We start from the raw sequence: 18252 nt of genomic DNA on the forward strand, positions 1-18252 counted from the left end.
ATAAGTGTGCACTTTTCTATCTAGTACTAGGAGAAATGAGTTTAAAATAAAATGTGAAAATGGAGTTATGTGATTCCGTTTTCTTTTTGTCTTATTGCTTCTGTTTAGGTAAAAGGCACCACAATTTTTGAGGGGTGAATCTGTTGACAGGTCAACTTATCCAATACGGAAGGCATCGTCAGCGTAGAAGTTACGCAAGAATTTCCGAGATTTTAGAATTACCTAACTTAATAGAAATTCAAACAAAATCTTATGAATGGTTCTTAGAAGAAGGTTTAATCGAAATGTTTAAAGACATTTCTCCAATTGAAGACTTCACTGGAAATCTTTCATTAGAATTTGTGGATTACAAATTAGGTGAGCCAAAGTACGATTTAGATGAAGCAAAGAACCGTGATGCTACTTACTCAGCGCCACTTCGAGTAAAGGTTCGATTAATTATTAAAGAAACTGGCGAAGTGAAAGAACAAGAAGTCTTTATGGGTGATTTCCCGTTAATGACAGATACAGGTACCTTTGTTATCAATGGTGCAGAACGTGTTATCGTATCTCAGCTTGTGCGTTCGCCGTCTGTATACTTCAATGATAAAGTCGACAAGAATGGTAAAGTGAGCTTTGGAGCGACTGTTATCCCTAACCGTGGTGCGTGGCTTGAATATGAAACTGATGCGAAAGATGTTGTATTCGTTCGTATTGACCGTACACGTAAGTTACCAATCACTGTACTTTTACGTGCATTAGGTTTCTCTAGTGATCAGGAAATCATCGATTTACTTGGTGATAACGAGTACTTACGTAACGCATTAGACAAAGATAATACTGAGTCAACTGAAGCTGCATTACTTGAAATATATGAACGTTTACGTCCAGGTGAGCCACCAACAGTTGAGAACGCGAAGAGTTTATTATACTCTCGTTTCTTCGACCCAAAACGCTATGATTTAGCAAGCGTTGGACGTTATAAAATGAATAAAAAGTTACATTTAAAACACCGTTTATTCAACCAAACGTTAGCTGAGCCTATCGTTGATGTTGAAACGGGTGAAATTGTAGCTGAAGAAGGTACATTATTAGATCGTCGTAATTTAGATCAAATTTTAGATGTGCTTGAGAACAATGCCAACCAAAAAGTATTCACTTTAGAGAATGGTTTATTAGACGAGCCGATTGAAATTCAATCTGTTAAAGTTTACGTTCCTGGAGATGAAGAAAAACGTACAACGACAATTATCGGGAATGCATTCCCTGATGATGAAGTGAAATGTATCACACCTGCAGATATCTTATCATCTATTAGTTATTTCTTTAACTTATTAGCTGGTGTAGGTTTCACAGATGATATTGACCACTTAGGAAACCGTCGCTTACGTTCAGTTGGTGAGTTATTACAAAACCAATTCCGTATCGGTTTAAGCCGTATGGAACGTGTTGTACGTGAACGTATGAGTTTACAAGACACAGAATCTGTTACACCTCAACAATTAATCAACATTCGACCTGTTATTGCGTCTATTAAAGAATTCTTTGGTAGCTCTCAATTATCTCAGTTCATGGATCAGGCCAACCCATTAGCTGAGCTTACGCATAAACGTCGTTTATCTGCATTAGGACCTGGTGGTTTAACAAGAGAACGTGCCGGTATGGAAGTACGTGACGTTCATTACTCTCACTATGGCCGTATGTGTCCGATTGAAACACCTGAGGGACCAAACATCGGGTTAATCAACTCACTTTCAAGTTATGCGCGTGTCAATGAATTTGGTTTCATTGAAACACCATACAGAAAAGTTGATATCGAAACAAATACAGTTACATCACAAATTGACTACTTAACAGCTGACGAAGAAGATGCTTACGTTGTTGCCCAAGCCAATGCGCGTTTAGACGAAAATGGTAAATTCTTAGATGACGAAGTTGTTTGTCGTTTCCGTGGAGACAACACTGTAATGGCACGTGAACGCATGGATTACATGGACGTATCACCGAAGCAGGTCGTATCTGCTGCCACAGCTTGTATTCCATTCTTAGAAAACGATGACTCGAACCGTGCATTAATGGGTGCGAACATGCAACGTCAAGCAGTGCCGTTAATGAATCCAGAAGCACCATTCGTTGGTACAGGTATGGAACACGTAGCAGCGCGTGACTCTGGAGCTGCAGTAGTTGCTAAATATAAAGGTCGTGTTGAACACGTTGAAGCACGCCAAATTAAAGTTCGCCGAATCATTGAAGAAGGCGGAAAAGAAATCGAAACAGATTTAGACGTATATAAATTAGCGAAATTCGCACGTTCTAACTCGGGTACTTGTTACAACCAACGTCCAATCGTGGCAGTTGGCGATATCGTAACGAAAGGTGAAATCTTAGCAGATGGTCCTTCTATGGAACTTGGTGAGATGGCACTTGGACGTAACGTTGTCGTTGGATTCATGACTTGGGATGGTTACAACTATGAGGATGCTGTTATCATGAGTGAACGTCTTGTTAAAGATGACGTTTACACTTCTATCCATATTGAAGAATATGAATCAGAAGCACGTGATACGAAGCTCGGACCTGAAGAAATTACAAGAGATATTCCTAACGTATCTGATAACGCACTTAAAAACTTAGATGATCGTGGTATCATTTTCGTTGGTGCCGAAGTACGTGATGGCGATATCTTAGTTGGTAAAGTAACGCCTAAAGGGGTTACTGAATTAACAGCTGAAGAGCGCCTTTTACACGCAATCTTCGGTGAAAAAGCACGTGAAGTACGTGATACTTCATTACGTGTACCACATGGTGCAGACGGTATCGTATTAGACGTTAAAGTCTTCAATCGTGAAGATGGCGATGAGTTACCACCAGGTGTTAACCAATTAGTACGTGTTTATATCGTTCAAAAACGTAAAATTCACGTTGGGGACAAAATGTGTGGTCGTCACGGAAATAAAGGGGTTATCTCTCGTATCTTACCAGAAGAAGATATGCCATTTATGCCTGACGGAACGCCAATCGACATCATGTTAAACCCACTTGGGGTACCTTCTCGTATGAACATCGGACAAGTATTAGAGTTACACTTAGGTATGGCTGCTAAAAACTTAGGTCTGCATGTTGCATCTCCAGTATTCGATGGAGCGAACGATGAAGATGTTTGGTCTACAATTGAAGAAGCTGGTATGGCACGTGATGGTAAAACTGTACTTTATGATGGACGTACAGGTGAGCCGTTCGATAACCGTGTATCAGTTGGTGTAATGTACATGCTTAAATTAGCCCACATGGTTGATGACAAGTTACATGCACGTTCAACAGGACCATACTCATTAGTTACACAACAACCACTTGGTGGTAAAGCGCAATTCGGTGGACAACGTTTCGGTGAGATGGAAGTATGGGCACTTGAAGCTTACGGTGCAGCATATACTTTACAAGAAATCTTAACGTACAAATCGGATGATACAGTTGGTCGTGTGAAAACATACGAAGCAATTGTTAAAGGTGAAAATATCCCTCGTCCGGGTGTTCCTGAATCATTCCGCGTATTAATGAAAGAGTTACAAAGTTTAGGGTTAGACGTAAAAGTAATGGATAATAAAGACGAAGAGATTGAAATGCGTGATTTAGAAGATGACGATTTCATCGATTCAAAGATTAACATTGCGAAAAAACCAGAACCAGAAGCTGAGATCACTGAATAATCACTGTCTCAACGCAACAATATCATTGTTTAATCGTCAAGTAGTGATCACTACTTGACTGTTAAGCAACATAAATAATAAATCTTGATAAAATTTTTAATACACTAAGGAGGTAGGGCTTTGATTGATGTAAATAACTTTCATTACATGAAGATAGGTCTCGCTTCACCTGAAAAAATCCGTTCTTGGAGTTTCGGTGAAGTTAAAAAGCCAGAAACAATTAACTACCGTACATTAAAACCTGAAAGAGATGGTTTATTCTGTGAGAAAATTTTCGGTCCGACAAAAGACTGGGAATGTAGCTGTGGTAAATATAAACGTGTACGTTACAAAGGTATGGTCTGTGACCGTTGTGGCGTAGAAGTAACGAAATCAAAAGTACGTCGTGAGCGTATGGGGCATATTGAATTAGCTGCACCTGTATCACACATTTGGTATTTCAAAGGTATTCCATCACGTATGGGATTACTTTTAGATATGTCTCCACGTTCTTTAGAAGAAGTGATTTACTTTGCTTCTTATACAGTAATCGATCCAGGTCCAACTGGATTAGAGAAGAAATCTTTATTATCTGAAAGAGAATACCGCGAGTATTACGATAAGTATCCTGGGCAATTCACTGCGAAAATGGGTGCTGAAGCGATTAAAGATTTATTAATGGACATCGATTTAGATGGCGAGTTAAAATCTTTACGTGAAGAATTAGAAACAGCGACGGGTCAACGTTTAACAAGAGCAATCAAACGTTTAGAAGTTGTTGAATCATTCCGTAACTCTGGTAATGATCCTTCATGGATGATTTTAGATGTATTACCAATTATCCCACCTGAAATTCGTCCGATGGTTCAATTAGATGGTGGACGTTTCGCTACATCTGATTTAAACGATTTATATCGTCGTGTAATCAACCGTAACAACCGTTTAAAACGTTTATTAGATTTAGGTGCGCCTGGTATCATCGTTCAAAACGAAAAACGTATGTTACAAGAAGCTGTAGATGCTTTGATTGATAATGGTCGTCGTGGTCGTCCAGTAACTGGACCGGGTAACCGTCCATTAAAATCTTTATCTCATATGTTAAAAGGGAAACAAGGTCGTTTCCGTCAAAACTTACTTGGTAAACGTGTAGACTATTCTGGTCGTTCGGTTATCGTAGTAGGTCCGAACTTAAAAATGTATCAATGTGGTCTTCCTAAAGAAATGGCACTTGAATTATTCAAACCATTCGTTATGAAAGAACTAGTTGAACGTGAAATTGCAACAAACATCAAGAATGCTAAAGGTAAAATTGAGCGTATGGAACCAGAAATCTGGGATGTTTTAGAAGATGTTATTCGTGAGCATCCAGTATTACTGAACCGTGCACCAACACTTCACCGTTTAGGTATTCAGGCTTTCGAACCAACGTTAGTTGAAGGTCGTGCGATTCGATTACATCCACTTGTAACGACTGCTTACAATGCCGATTTCGATGGTGACCAAATGGCCGTTCACGTACCTTTATCTAAAGAAGCGCAAGCTGAAGCACGTATGTTAATGTTAGCTGCTCAAAATATCTTAAACCCGAAAGATGGTAAACCAGTTGTTACACCGTCTCAGGATATGGTATTAGGTAACTACTACTTAACATTAGAGCGTTTAGGTACAATTGGTGAAGGTAGAATCTTTAAAGATGCGAACGAAGTTATCATGGCTTATGTGAATGGATATGTACATTTACATGCACGTATTGCTGTTCAAGCTGGATCATTTAATAATCCAACGTTTACAGACAAACAAAACAGCCAGTTACTTGTAACTTCTGTTGGTAAAGTTATCTTTAATGAAATTATGCCGGAATCATTCCCGTTCATTAACGAACCAACATTATCAAACTTAGAAACTGTAACACCTGATAAATATTTCATCGATGCAACTGAATTAACTGAAGAAGGATTATTAAAATACTTAAACGATCAACCACTTGTTAAGCCGTTTAATAAGAAATTCTTAGGTCAAATTATTGCAGAAGTGTTCAATAGATTCCATATTACTGATACTTCAATGATGTTAGATAGAATGAAAGACTTAGGATTTAAGTACTCATCACGTGCTGGTATTACAGTAGGTGTATCTGATATCGTCGTATTACCTGATAAACAGGATATTATTGGATTAGCAGAAGAAAAAGTAGATAGAGTAACGAAACAATTCACACGTGGTTTAATTACTGAAAGTGAACGTTACGCAGCTGTTATTGAGATTTGGACGAAAGCGAAAGATGACATCCAAGCGAAATTAATGAACTCTTTAGATGACTTAAACCCAATCTTCATGATGAGTGACTCTGGTGCCCGTGGTAACGCGTCTAACTTTACACAGTTAGCCGGTATGCGTGGACTGATGGCCAACCCGGCTGGACGTATCATCGAGTTACCGATCAAATCTTCATTCCGTGAAGGTTTAACAGTATTAGAATACTTTATCTCTACGCATGGTGCGCGTAAAGGTCTTGCCGATACAGCACTTAAGACTGCCGATTCAGGTTACTTAACACGTCGTTTAGTTGACGTTGCACAAGACGTTATCGTTCGTGAACCTGATTGTGGTACTGACCGTGGATTACTTGTTTCAGCGATTCGTGAAGGTTCTGAGTTAATCGAGCCATTCATCGAGCGTTTAGAAGGACGTTATTCTCGTGAAACAGTAAGACACCCAGAAACGAAAGAAATTCTTGTTAAAGTAAACGAGCTTATTACACCTGAAATCGCGAAACAAATCGTTGATGCAGGTATCGAAGAAATGCATATCCGTTCAGCATTTACATGTAACTCTCGTCATGGGGTTTGTGAAAAATGTTACGGTAAAAACTTAGCAACAGGTGAAAAAGTAGAAGTTGGGGAAGCAGTTGGTACAATCGCTGCCCAATCTATCGGGGAGCCTGGTACTCAGTTAACAATGCGTACATTCCATACGGGTGGGGTTGCCGGTGCCGATATTACACAAGGTTTACCTCGTATCCAGGAGTTATTCGAAGCGCGTAATCCGAAAGGTCAAGCTGTAATCTCTGAGATTAACGGTGAAATCATCGAATTAAACGTTGTAAAAGATCGTATGCAGGAAATTAAAGTTAAAGGTGAAAACGAAGTACGTACGTACTTAGCACCTGGTACTGCAAGACTTAAAGTAGAAATTGGTCAAAAAATCGCGCGTGGTGAAGTAATGACTGAAGGTTCTATCGAGCCTAAACAATTATTAGCTGTAGCGGGACTTAATGCGACGCAAAGCTACTTATTAAAAGAAGTTCAAAAAGTTTACCGTATGCAAGGGGTAGAAATCTCAGATAAACACGTTGAGGTAATGGTTCGTCAAATGTTACGTAAAGTTCGTATTATCGAAGCGGGTGACACGAAATTATTACCAGGTGCGTTAGTAGATATTCATACATTTACTGATGCAAACCGTGAAGTGTTTAAACAAAGAAAACATCCAGCGACAGCTAAACCTGTATTACTTGGTATTACGAAAGCATCACTTGAAACAGAAAGTTTCTTATCTGCAGCGTCATTCCAGGAAACAACACGTGTGTTAACGGATGCGGCGATTAAAGGTAAACGTGATGACTTATTAGGACTTAAAGAAAACGTAATTATCGGTAAGTTAATTCCTGCTGGTACTGGTATGAGACGCTATAGTGGTGTTGAATACGAGAAAGATGCACCTGCATTAGAACAGGAAGAAGTAGTAACTGAAAAATAATTCATTTTTTAACCCCAACCTTCATTTGAGGTTGGGGTTTTTTAATTATGAAATTGAAAGGTTGATATACATGTCTTTACAAATGAAACAGCTCATATTTTTAGTATTAGGATTAGCAGAAATTATTGCAGGATTATCATTATATAAATCTTCACAATTAGGTGGATCTATATTTATCGTATTAGGAATGGCTTTCTTATCAATTATGTACATTATGTACAAAAAAGATGACGAAGAAAAACATTATCATACAAAATAGAATATAATAAAAAATATATAATTATAATAACATAGACGATTTTAAACAAATTAATAATCTTAGAATTACGTATTGTGAAATATTGTTATGTAGTGTAAAATTATATTCTGACTGAAAGATTGTAAAAGGGGACACGTTTATGAAATATGTCACCTTTTTTTCTTGTATCAACAATAATTATTAACAAAACATAGTAAGTGATAAAACTTTCTATATATAATAAAATTGTATTAAACATCTTATGCAATTTAATTGTTTAAGATATAAGTTATGCATCCAAGATAAATGTGAGATTTACAAAAAAGTAATATTAAGTCTAAATAATAAAAAGGTAATACTATGATTAGATATTTGTTGTTGGTCAAATATCTAATCATAGAAAAGGTGTAAATTATGAAAAAAAAACATGCTAAAAAAGCCTCGTTGATAGCTACAACGAGTATACTCGGGACAATCGGGATATTGAATCAATCTGTTGTTGCACATGCCGTAGAAGTGCAGACGGTTCAAAATCAAGTACAGATTAAATCACTTATGATGAAAAAGGCAGCACTTCGTTTTCTTGAAGGTACTGCTTATTATGATGAAAATAATGATGGTATTGGCGATATGGTTTTAGCTAATACTACTTTAGAATTAATTGGCCCTGATGGAAGTGTCATGCAAGGATCTACGGATAGTATGGGTTACTTTTATTTTGAAGGAATGTTACTAGGAGATTTCACGCTTCGATTTTATTTGAATGTAGTCGATAATAATGGAGCACCATCTATAGATGTTGTTGACACACAGATTGTAATTGATAAAAATATTGCTAATCGTATTAAAATGACTATTGCACCAACTGGTGATGTTCCAACAACAGAAGCACCGACAACAGAAGCACCGACAACAGAAGTGCCAACAACGGAAGCGCCGACAACAGAAGTGCCAACGACAGAAGCACCAACAACAGAAGCACCAACAACGGAAGTTCCAACAACGGAAGTACCAACAACGGAAGTTCCAACAACAGAAGTACCAACAACAGAAGCACCAACAACAGAAACACCGACAACAGAAGCACCAACAACAGAAACACCGACAACAGAAGCACCAACAACAGAAACACCAACAACAGAAGTACCAACAACGGAAGCACCAACGACGGAAGCGCCGACAACCGAAGTCCCGACAACGGAAGTACCAACAACGGAAGTACCAACAACAGAAGTGCCAACAACAGAAGCACCAACGACAGAAACACCGACAACAGAAGCACCAACGACAGAAACACCGACAACGGAAGCACCAACAACAGAAATTCCAACAACAGAAGTTCCAATAACAGAAATTCCAACAACAGAAGTTCCAATAACAGAAATTCCAACAACAGAAGTTCCAATAACAGAAATTCCAACAACGGAAGCACCAACAACGGAAGCACCAACAACGGAAGTTCCAACAACAGAAGTTCCAACAACGGAAGTACCGACGACAGAAGTACCAACAACGGAAGTACCAACAACGGAAGTTCCAACAACAGAAACACCGACAACAGAAGTGCCAGCAACAGAAGTACCAACAACAGAAGCACCAACAACAGAAACACCAACAACAGAAGTTCCAACAACAGAAATTCCAACGACAGAAACACCAACAACAGAAGTTCCAACAACGGAAGTACCAACAACGGAAGTTCCGACAACCGAAGTGCCAACAACGGAAGCACCAACAACGGAAGTTCCAACAACAGAAGCACCAACAACGAAAGCGCCGACAACAGAAGCGCCGACAACAGAAGCGCCGACAACCGAAGTCCCAACAACAGAAGCGCCGACAACAGAAGCGCCAACGACAGAAGCACCGACAACAGAAGTGCCCGTAATATCTGTACCTACAATTGAGCAACCTGGTATTACGATACCACCAATCATAGTGGAGCCACCAACTAAATCAGAGCAAACAAATAGTACTAATACGAATGCTAGTACAAACAAAAATCCATCTTCACGTAGTGTTGTAATAATTGAACCTGAGGCAGAAGTTGCATCTAATGACGCAACTGCGTCTGTTTTACCAGGTACCGCTAATACGAAGCAACGTGATGCAGTAGATGCATTAGATCTAGATGTCAGTTTACAACCAATTATTCTTCCAAAAATAGGGGCGATGGTAGATAAACAGAATGAGAAAATTCAAAAAAATGATCAAAAGTCGAGCGCTGATAAATCTGATAAAACTAAAAGTGGCTCAATAGAGGTCGCTAACGCAGATCAAAATAAAGGGAAAAATAAAAATTATTCAAAATTAAAATTGAAGTCGATACCTGCACCGACGATTGAAGAACCTATGCCGGACATAGCAACGGCATTGCCTACGTTTATTTCAGGGTTAGGTGGATTTAATATGAAATAAGAGGGAGGAGATATGAAATGGTAGAAGTTGATGAGAAGTTATTAAAGCTATATTTATATATGCAACAAAATACATTTTCACGTGATACCGTTTCAGATTACCTAGAAATCTCTCCCCGCCAACTTACACGCCTATTAAACAAATGGAGTGAAGAAGGTTTTATTTCATTTAATAGTGGTGTTGGACGTGGTAATGCTACAACCATAGAATTTCTAAAAAATATTGAAGGTGAGTATATTAACCACCTTATTCGAGAAATAGAATCCTATGATGTTCAGCAATTACAATCTGTGATGGCTTTAAATATGACAGATAAATCGAAACGTATTCTCCGCTTATGCGTCGAAGAAGTACTCTATAGTCGTAGGGATTATGATACTAAACATTTGAACTACGTGGATTATTTATACAGAATTCCGAACGTCATCCATCCATTAGAACCATTAGACGTTGCACTACTTACTGTACTTACAAACGTGGGAGATTGTCTTTATACCGTTCGTGAAAATGAACTTGCTAAAAACCTCGTTGTATATGATGAATGGGTCGGTAATGATTTAGTTATTCATTTACATAAAGATATTCATTTTTCTAATGGTGATTTGTTATTTGCAGATGACGTTGTGAATGCGTTGAAATCATTAGTGAAAGCACGTAATAGTCTACCTGGGCTATCTGATGTTATTGATATTGTAGTGTTAGATATTTTTAAATTCAAAATTAAGCTGCAACGTAAAACAGATTTAATTAAATCGATATTGAGTCAGGAATTTTCGGCGATTTATAAAAATGATGGCGAGCGTATATTGTTTACAGGTCCCTACTACGTCGATTCAATTAAACCTGAAATACTAAAGTTAAAAATAAATCCATACTGTACGAATAAACTGCCTGATATTACGGATATTTGGTTGATTAACGATGCAGAACAATATCAGGAGTTTGTTCAATCGAAAGCATTGAAAGTAGAGCATACGAAAAATAGCTATAGTATAGACTTTTTATTATTTAATCCAGAAAGTAAATTAACGACTGATGAAAGACTTCGATTAGGACGAGTTGTACAGGATATGGAAGCACCTGACGTATTTGTAGAAGAGCTGAAGTTATTAGGGTTAAAAGGTTCACGTGAAAAATTAAATACAACAATTGAAAAATTAGAACAGTGTGTTAAATCATTTGAGTTTATAGAAATTAGTTTTGATCAATACATTACTTCATCGCTTAGTGATTTTAATGTGGATGTTGTCATGATGAATGAAGCAGTACCTGTTGAATGTAAGTATTTTGATTTATTAATGAGTGGGAAATTTACTGAGTGGATGAAATCCTTCAAGGAAAGTCAACAACTACTCTATATTTACGAACACAAAAGTGTAGATTTCTGGCCATATGCAGAAAGAAATTACGAATCATTTCTTATTCGAAATGGTTTAATGGTTATTATCGATTATTTCGGTAAGAAAATATTAAAGATGGATAGCTTTAAAGATTATGAAGTGAATGCATACGGCATTGTAAGATATGATTCAATTATAGCAGTGGAAGAGGTGAATTGATGATTGATCAACGTATTATCGAGTTAGAATATTACATTAATCATATAGATGACTTCACTTTAGATGATATTGCAGAGAAAATGTTAATTTCAAGAAAACAATTAGGCCGATTACTAAAAACGTGGGATGAGGCAGGAATAATCACTTATACTCCAGGTCGTGGGCGTGGTAATAAAGTTAAGATTGAAATGAAACGGGACGTGCAAACCGAAACGGTTGAAGAAGTATATCGTAATATCAATAATATGAGTGTTAAAGAATTACAAAAGTTATTACAATTACCTTGGCGCCACCATTCTTTTTTAAATCTACAGGCCATTGTCAATAAGAAAATTAGTGAAGTGGAGAAACCTGATAGTTATGAACTGATTGAATGGGTGCGAAAAATTCCAGAATTAATTCACCCTGCACATATTAATGATTATCTTGGCGCACAATTAAGTCACCAAATGTTTGATACGCTTTATCGTGTTTCATCAACTGGCGAAATAATACGAAATTTAGTGAGTTATGATAATTGGGTAGACAATGCCTTGCATATTCATTTGAAGAAACAAGTGAAATTTTCTGATGGAACGCTATTAACCACAAGAGATGTAAAGCGCAGTTTAGAGTATTGTGCCAGTGAACAAAGCCCCTTTGCAGCATTATTTACTGTTATTGAACAGATTGAAATCATCAATGAATATTATTTAATTTTGAACTTTAGTCGTCGTCCGAAGTTTTTTGAATATACATTAACGCAAAAGTATAGTGCGATTTATAAGCAAGTGGATGAAAAACGTCTAATCGGCACAGGGCCATATCAATTAGAAGACCATCAGGAAGATAGCTTAACGATACGTTACAATTTGTTTTATAGAGGACATTTACCAGATATCGAGAAAATTAAGTATTTGAATAAATTGAGTGAACACAATCAATTCGACTCATATAAAAAGGAAAATAATGATGTTCTATTTATTACGATTGGTGAAGAGTTCTTATTGTTTAATCCGCATAAAGATTTAACGACAAAGCAACGCGCATTTTTAAGTGCGGTATTCATGGAAGTTGCTGAAGAATATGTAGAAAGTGATCAAAGTAACGCACGCAACCGAGAATATCCATTAACGCAACCACTTGAAGAAGAACATAAAATAACGCGTCCAGTTAAAGTGGTTGGGAATCGTTATACACAAACATTTTATGAGGCGCTTAAACATCGATTATTAAGTTACGATGTCCAGTTGCTGATTATCGATATTGAGCCAATCGATTATATTAATAAGAACTTGATGACGTTAGATGTAGATTTCATCTGGATGTATGAGAATTATCATAATCTACAACCGTATAAAACGCTCGACTTGTTAAAGCAATGTAAATTCCAGGAATGGTATGGGCATTTAACAGAAGGGTATAAGATAGTAAACGATTTAGAGTATAAAGCGCATGAAACGCAAAGTAATGTAGGTTATCAATATTTCAAAAAATTAAATCAAAAATATTTATTTGTACCTGTACGAAAAGTGAAACGAAAAATTTATGTTGCCGCTCACACGAAAAATGTTGATGCACTACCATATGGTATCGTTAATTATATAGATGTTGTCCTGGATAAGAAAACAACTATAAATTAATCGAAAAAATATACTAAATAAAATTGACATTCTTCTGAATTGATGATAATATTATTTAGGTTGATGAGTAGCACTTAATAGCTTTGGAGGATTGCAATGTCTAATGAAAAAGTTATGCACTCTAGTCAATATGTAGTGGGACTTAAAGAGTCTGTAAAGGCGCTTAAGAAGGATCGTGTAACATCTCTTGAGATTGCATGCGATGCTAATATTCACTTATTAACTACCGTGCTATTACTAGCATACCAAAAGCAATTACCTATTGAATTCAGTAAATCGAAAGAGGAACTGGGTAAACAATATGGCATTCAAGTGAGGGCAACAGTCGTTGCACATTTGAAACCCGCTTTGTAAGGCGGTATTCTTACAAATCTTTTTTTACTTTAAAAATGAACCACCTGGATGTGTGGAATTAAACAAAAGAGAGGAGGACATTCAAAATGCCAACTATTAACCAATTAGTTAAGAAGCCAAGAACTTCAAAAATTAAAAAATCAACTGCGCCTGCATTAAACAAAGGTTATAACAGTCATAAGAAAAAAGCTACTGACATTTCATCTCCACAAAAACGTGGTGTATGTACTCGTGTAGGAACAATGACACCTAAAAAACCTAACTCAGCGTTACGTAAATATGCACGTGTGCGTTTATCAAATAATATTGAAGTTAATGCTTACATTCCTGGTATCGGACACAACTTACAAGAACATAGTGTAGTACTTATTCGTGGAGGTCGTGTAAAAGATTTACCGGGGGTACGTTACCATATCGTACGTGGAGCATTAGATACTTCAGGTGTTGACGGCCGTATGCAAGGACGTTCTTTATACGGAGCTAAAAAACCTAAAGCTAAAAAATAATTCACACTGAATTTAAGTTGAAATAGAATATTTCATTTTTGTAAATGTAATGTTCTTACTAGACATCGAAAAATAAAAAAAATATACTGAGGAAGGAGGATATTAATATGCCTCGTAAAGGACCTGTTGCAAAGAGAGACGTATTACCGGATCCAATTCATAATTCAAAATTAGTTACTAAATTAATCAACAAAATTATGATCGATGGAAAACGTGGTACTGCTCAAAAGATTTTATATAACGCGTTTGAATTAGTTCAAGAACGTTCTGGTCGTGATTCAATGGAAGTATTTGAAGAAGCGATCAACAACATCATGCCTGTATTAGAAGTTAAAGCTCGTCGTGTTGGGGGTTCTAACTACCAAGTACCTGTAGAAGTACGCGCTGAGCGTCGTACAACTTTAGGTTTACGTTGGTTAGTGAACTACGCACGTCTTCGTGGTGAAAAAACTATGGAAGAGCGTTTAGCTAACGAAATCTTAGATGCGGCTAACAACACTGGTGGTGCTGTTAAGAAACGCGAAGATACACACAAAATGGCTGAAGCAAATAAAGCATTTGCTCATTACCGTTGGTAAGATTAAAGTTAACCCTTTAGTAATTGTATACAGCTTGCTGTCATCAATTTACTTGAGGGCTACTTTCTTAAAATAAACCAATCCTGGAAGGAGAAAGAATACCCATGGCAAGAGAATTCTCTTTGAGCAACACTCGTAATATCGGTATCATGGCTCACATCGATGCTGGTAAAACGACGACTACTGAACGTATTCTTTATTATACTGGTCGTATCCACAAAATTGGTGAAACACACGAAGGTGCTTCACAAATGGACTGGATGGAACAAGAACAAGAACGTGGTATCACAATCACTTCAGCTGCTACAACAGCTCAGTGGAAAGGTACTCGTATCAACATCATCGATACACCTGGACACGTAGACTTCACTGTTGAAGTTGAACGTTCTTTACGTGTACTTGATGGAGCAGTTACAGTACTTGATGCACAATCAGGTGTTGAACCACAAACTGAAACTGTATGGCGCCAAGCTACTACATACGGAGTTCCTCGTATTGTATTTATCAACAAAATGGATAAAACAGGTGCGGACTTCAAATACTCTGTAGGTACTTTACACGATAGATTACAAGCCAATGCACACCCAATTCAAATGCCTATCGGTGCTGAAGATCAATTCAACGCAATCGTAGATTTAGTTGAAATGAAATTACACACTTATACAAATGATTTAGGTACTGACATTGAAGTAACTGACGTTCCTGAAGAGCACTTAGCAGAAGCAGAAGCAATGCGTGAACAATTAATTGAAGCTGTTGCGGATGTTAACGAAGAATTAATGGACAAATACTTAGGTGGAGAAGAGATTTCAGTTGAAGAATTGAAAGCTGCTATCCGTCAAGCAACTTGTGATGTTGAATTCTTCCCAGTATTAGCTGGTACAGCATTCAAAAACAAAGGTGTTCAATTAATGTTAGATGCTGCAATTGCATACTTACCATCACCATTAGATGTTAAGCCAATCGTAGGTCACGAAGTTGACGATAAAGATGCTGAAATCATCGCTAAACCAGATGATAACGAGCCATTCGCGGCGTTAGCATTCAAAGTTATGACTGACCCATTCGTAGGTAAATTAACATTCTTCCGTGTGTACTCAGGTACTTTAAGTTCTGGTTCATACGTACAAAACGCTACTAAAGGTAAACGTGAACGTGTAGGACGTATTTTACAAATGCACGCAAACTCACGTGAAGAAATCTCTGAAGTTTACGCTGGAGATATCGCTGCTGCAGTAGGTTTAAAAGATACAACAACTGGGGACACTTTATGTGATGAAAAGGTTCAAGTAATCTTAGAATCTATGGAATTCCCAGAACCAGTTATTCACTTATCTGTTGAGCCTAAATCAAAAGCTGACCAAGATAAAATGACTAACGCTTTAGTTAAATTACAAGAAGAAGATCCAACTTTCCATGCACATACTGATCCAGAAACTGGGCAAGTTATCATCGGTGGTATGGGTGAGCTTCACTTAGACATCCTTGTTGACCGTATGAAACGTGAATTTAAAGTTGAATGTACAGTTGGGGCGCCAATGGTATCTTACCGTGAAACGTTCAAAACAGCTGCTGCAGTTCAAGGTAAATTCTCTCGTCAATCTGGTGGACGTGGACAATACGGTGACGTTCATATCGAATTCACACCTAACGAAACAGGTGCTGGTTTCGAATTCGAAAACGCTATCGTCGGTGGGGTAGTTCCTCGTGAATACATCCCTTCAGTAGAAGCTGGATTAAAAGATGCAATGGAAAACGGTGTATTAGCTGGATATCCATTAATCGATGTAAAAGCTAAATTATTTGATGGTTCATACCATGATGTCGATTCATCTGAGATGGCCTTCAAAGTTGCTGCTTCATTAGCATTAAAAGAAGCTGCTAAAAAATGTAACCCTGTTATTTTAGAACCTATGATGAAGGTAGAAATCGTTATGCCTGAAGAATACATGGGAGATATCATGGGTGACGTAACAAGCCGTCGTGGACGTGTTGAAGGTATGGAAGCTCGCGGTAACGCACAAGTTGTTCGCGCATTCGTACCATTAGCTGAAATGTTCGGTTATGCTACAAACTTACGTTCTAATACACAAGGTCGCGGAACTTACTCAATGGTGTTCGATCACTATGAAGAAGTACCAAAATCAGTATCAGAAGAAATCATCAAGAAAAACAAAGGTCAATAATTTGTAAAGACTTGAGCGGTGCACAGCTCAATATATTGCAATTTATTACTAAATGATTTATAAATGAAATATGTATTTCCTCATGAGGGTGAGAATCCCTCATGAGTAATATTAAAAAACTAACATATACTTAAGGAGAGATTTCGAAATGGCTAAAGAAAAATTTGATCGCTCGAAAACACATGCCAATATTGGTACTATCGGTCACGTTGACCACGGTAAAACAACTTTAACAGCTGCTATCGCAACTGTATTATCAAAAAGATTAGGTGGGGAAGCTCGTTCTTACGACCAAATCGATAACGCACCAGAAGAAAAAGAACGTGGTATCACAATCAATACTTCTCACATCGAGTATGAAACTGAAAAACGTCACTATGCTCACGTTGACTGCCCAGGACACGCTGACTATGTTAAAAACATGATCACTGGTGCTGCTCAAATGGACGGTGGTATCTTAGTAGTATCTGCTGCTGACGGTCCAATGCCTCAAACTCGTGAACACATCCTTTTATCACGTAACGTAGGTGTACCTGCATTAGTAGTATTCTTAAACAAAGTTGACATGGTTGACGATGAAGAATTATTAGAATTAGTTGAAATGGAAGTTCGTGACTTATTATCTGAATACGATTTCCCAGGCGACGACATTCCTGTAATCGCTGGTTCAGCATTAAAAGCATTAGAAGGCGAAGAAAAATACGAAGAAAAAATCATGGAATTAATGAACGCAGTTGATGAGTACATCCCAACTCCAGAACGTGATTCTGAAAAACCATTCATGATGCCAGTTGAGGACGTATTCTCAATCACTGGTCGTGGTACAGTTGCTACTGGACGTGTTGAACGTGGACAAGTTAAAGTTGGTGAAGAAGTTGAAATCATCGGTTTAACTGAAGAGCCATCTAAAACAACTGTAACAGGTGTTGAAATGTTCCGTAAATTATTAGATTACGCTGAAGCTGGTGACAACATCGGTGCATTATTACGTGGGGTTTCACGTGACGATGTTCAACGTGGTCAAGTATTAGCTAAACCAGGAACTATCACTCCTCATACTAAGTTCAAAGCTGAAGTATACGTATTATCAAAAGAAGAGGGTGGACGTCATACTCCATTCTTCACTAACTACCGTCCACAGTTCTACTTCCGTACAACTGACGTAACTGGTGTAGTTAACTTACCTGAAGGTACTGAAATGGTTATGCCTGGGGACAACGTTGAAATGAACGTTGAATTAATTTCTCCAATCGCGATTGAAGACGGAACTCGTTTCTCAATTCGTGAAGGTGGACGTACTGTAGGATCAGGCGTTGTATCTGTAATTGAAAAATAATATCACTTTTGTGATTTTTAAAACCCACGAG

Annotated in this window: 11 protein-coding genes; all 11 read left to right on the top strand. The window is 37.6% G+C overall.

Going from position 1 to position 18252, the window contains the following annotated elements:
* Window positions 1–143 precede the first annotated feature (143 nt).
* The 11 genes from rpoB (at window position 144) to tuf (ending at window position 18221) form a co-directional block, all read left to right on the top strand.
* Entirely contained in the window at window positions 144–3686 is a 3543-nt protein-coding gene (gene rpoB / locus OCL94_RS06585) for a DNA-directed RNA polymerase subunit beta (protein WP_262995766.1), read from the top strand.
* A gap of 120 nt (window positions 3687–3806) precedes the next feature.
* Window positions 3807–7424, top strand: coding sequence for a DNA-directed RNA polymerase subunit beta' (gene rpoC, locus OCL94_RS06590; RefSeq protein WP_262995768.1), 3618 nt, complete (start codon window positions 3807–3809; stop codon window positions 7422–7424).
* Window positions 7425–7494: 70 nt separating this feature from the next.
* Window positions 7495–7683, top strand: a complete 189-nt coding sequence (locus OCL94_RS06595; protein ID WP_262995770.1) for a hypothetical protein — start codon at window positions 7495–7497, stop codon at window positions 7681–7683.
* Window positions 7684–8076: 393 nt separating this feature from the next.
* Window positions 8077–10080 (top strand): hypothetical protein, encoded by a 2004-nt coding sequence (locus OCL94_RS06600; RefSeq protein ID WP_262995772.1) that lies wholly within the window; start codon window positions 8077–8079, stop codon window positions 10078–10080.
* Window positions 10081–10097: 17 nt separating this feature from the next.
* Entirely contained in the window at window positions 10098–11639 is a 1542-nt protein-coding gene (locus OCL94_RS06605; protein WP_262995773.1) for an ABC transporter substrate-binding protein, read from the top strand.
* The gene (locus tag OCL94_RS06610) at window positions 11639–13261 is read left to right on the top strand and encodes an ABC transporter substrate-binding protein (RefSeq protein WP_262995775.1); all 1623 of its coding nucleotides are present in this window, start codon (window positions 11639–11641) and stop codon (window positions 13259–13261) included. Before OCL94_RS06605 ends, OCL94_RS06610 begins: the two co-directional genes overlap by 1 nt.
* 96 nt (window positions 13262–13357) lie before the next feature.
* Window positions 13358–13615 carry a ribosomal L7Ae/L30e/S12e/Gadd45 family protein gene (locus OCL94_RS06615; protein ID WP_262995777.1) on the top strand — a complete coding sequence of 86 codons (258 nt, stop codon included), beginning with the start codon at window positions 13358–13360 and terminating at the stop codon, window positions 13613–13615.
* Between the two features lie 86 nt (window positions 13616–13701).
* Window positions 13702–14121 (top strand): 30S ribosomal protein S12, encoded by a 420-nt coding sequence (rpsL, locus tag OCL94_RS06620; RefSeq protein ID WP_262995779.1) that lies wholly within the window; start codon window positions 13702–13704, stop codon window positions 14119–14121.
* A 107-nt stretch (window positions 14122–14228) separates the two neighbouring features.
* Window positions 14229–14699, top strand: coding sequence for a 30S ribosomal protein S7 (gene rpsG, locus OCL94_RS06625; protein ID WP_096077875.1), 471 nt, complete (start codon window positions 14229–14231; stop codon window positions 14697–14699).
* A 104-nt stretch (window positions 14700–14803) separates the two neighbouring features.
* Window positions 14804–16885 carry an elongation factor G gene (fusA, locus tag OCL94_RS06630; protein ID WP_262995782.1) on the top strand — a complete coding sequence of 694 codons (2082 nt, stop codon included), beginning with the start codon at window positions 14804–14806 and terminating at the stop codon, window positions 16883–16885.
* A 148-nt stretch (window positions 16886–17033) separates the two neighbouring features.
* Window positions 17034–18221, top strand: coding sequence for an elongation factor Tu (gene tuf / locus OCL94_RS06635; protein ID WP_262995784.1), 1188 nt, complete (start codon window positions 17034–17036; stop codon window positions 18219–18221).
* Window positions 18222–18252 lie beyond the last annotated feature (31 nt).

Origin of the sequence: Macrococcus capreoli (assembly GCF_025628935.1) — a bacterium.
In the GTDB taxonomy this organism is placed as follows: Bacteria; Bacillota; Bacilli; order Staphylococcales; family Staphylococcaceae; genus Macrococcoides; species Macrococcoides capreoli.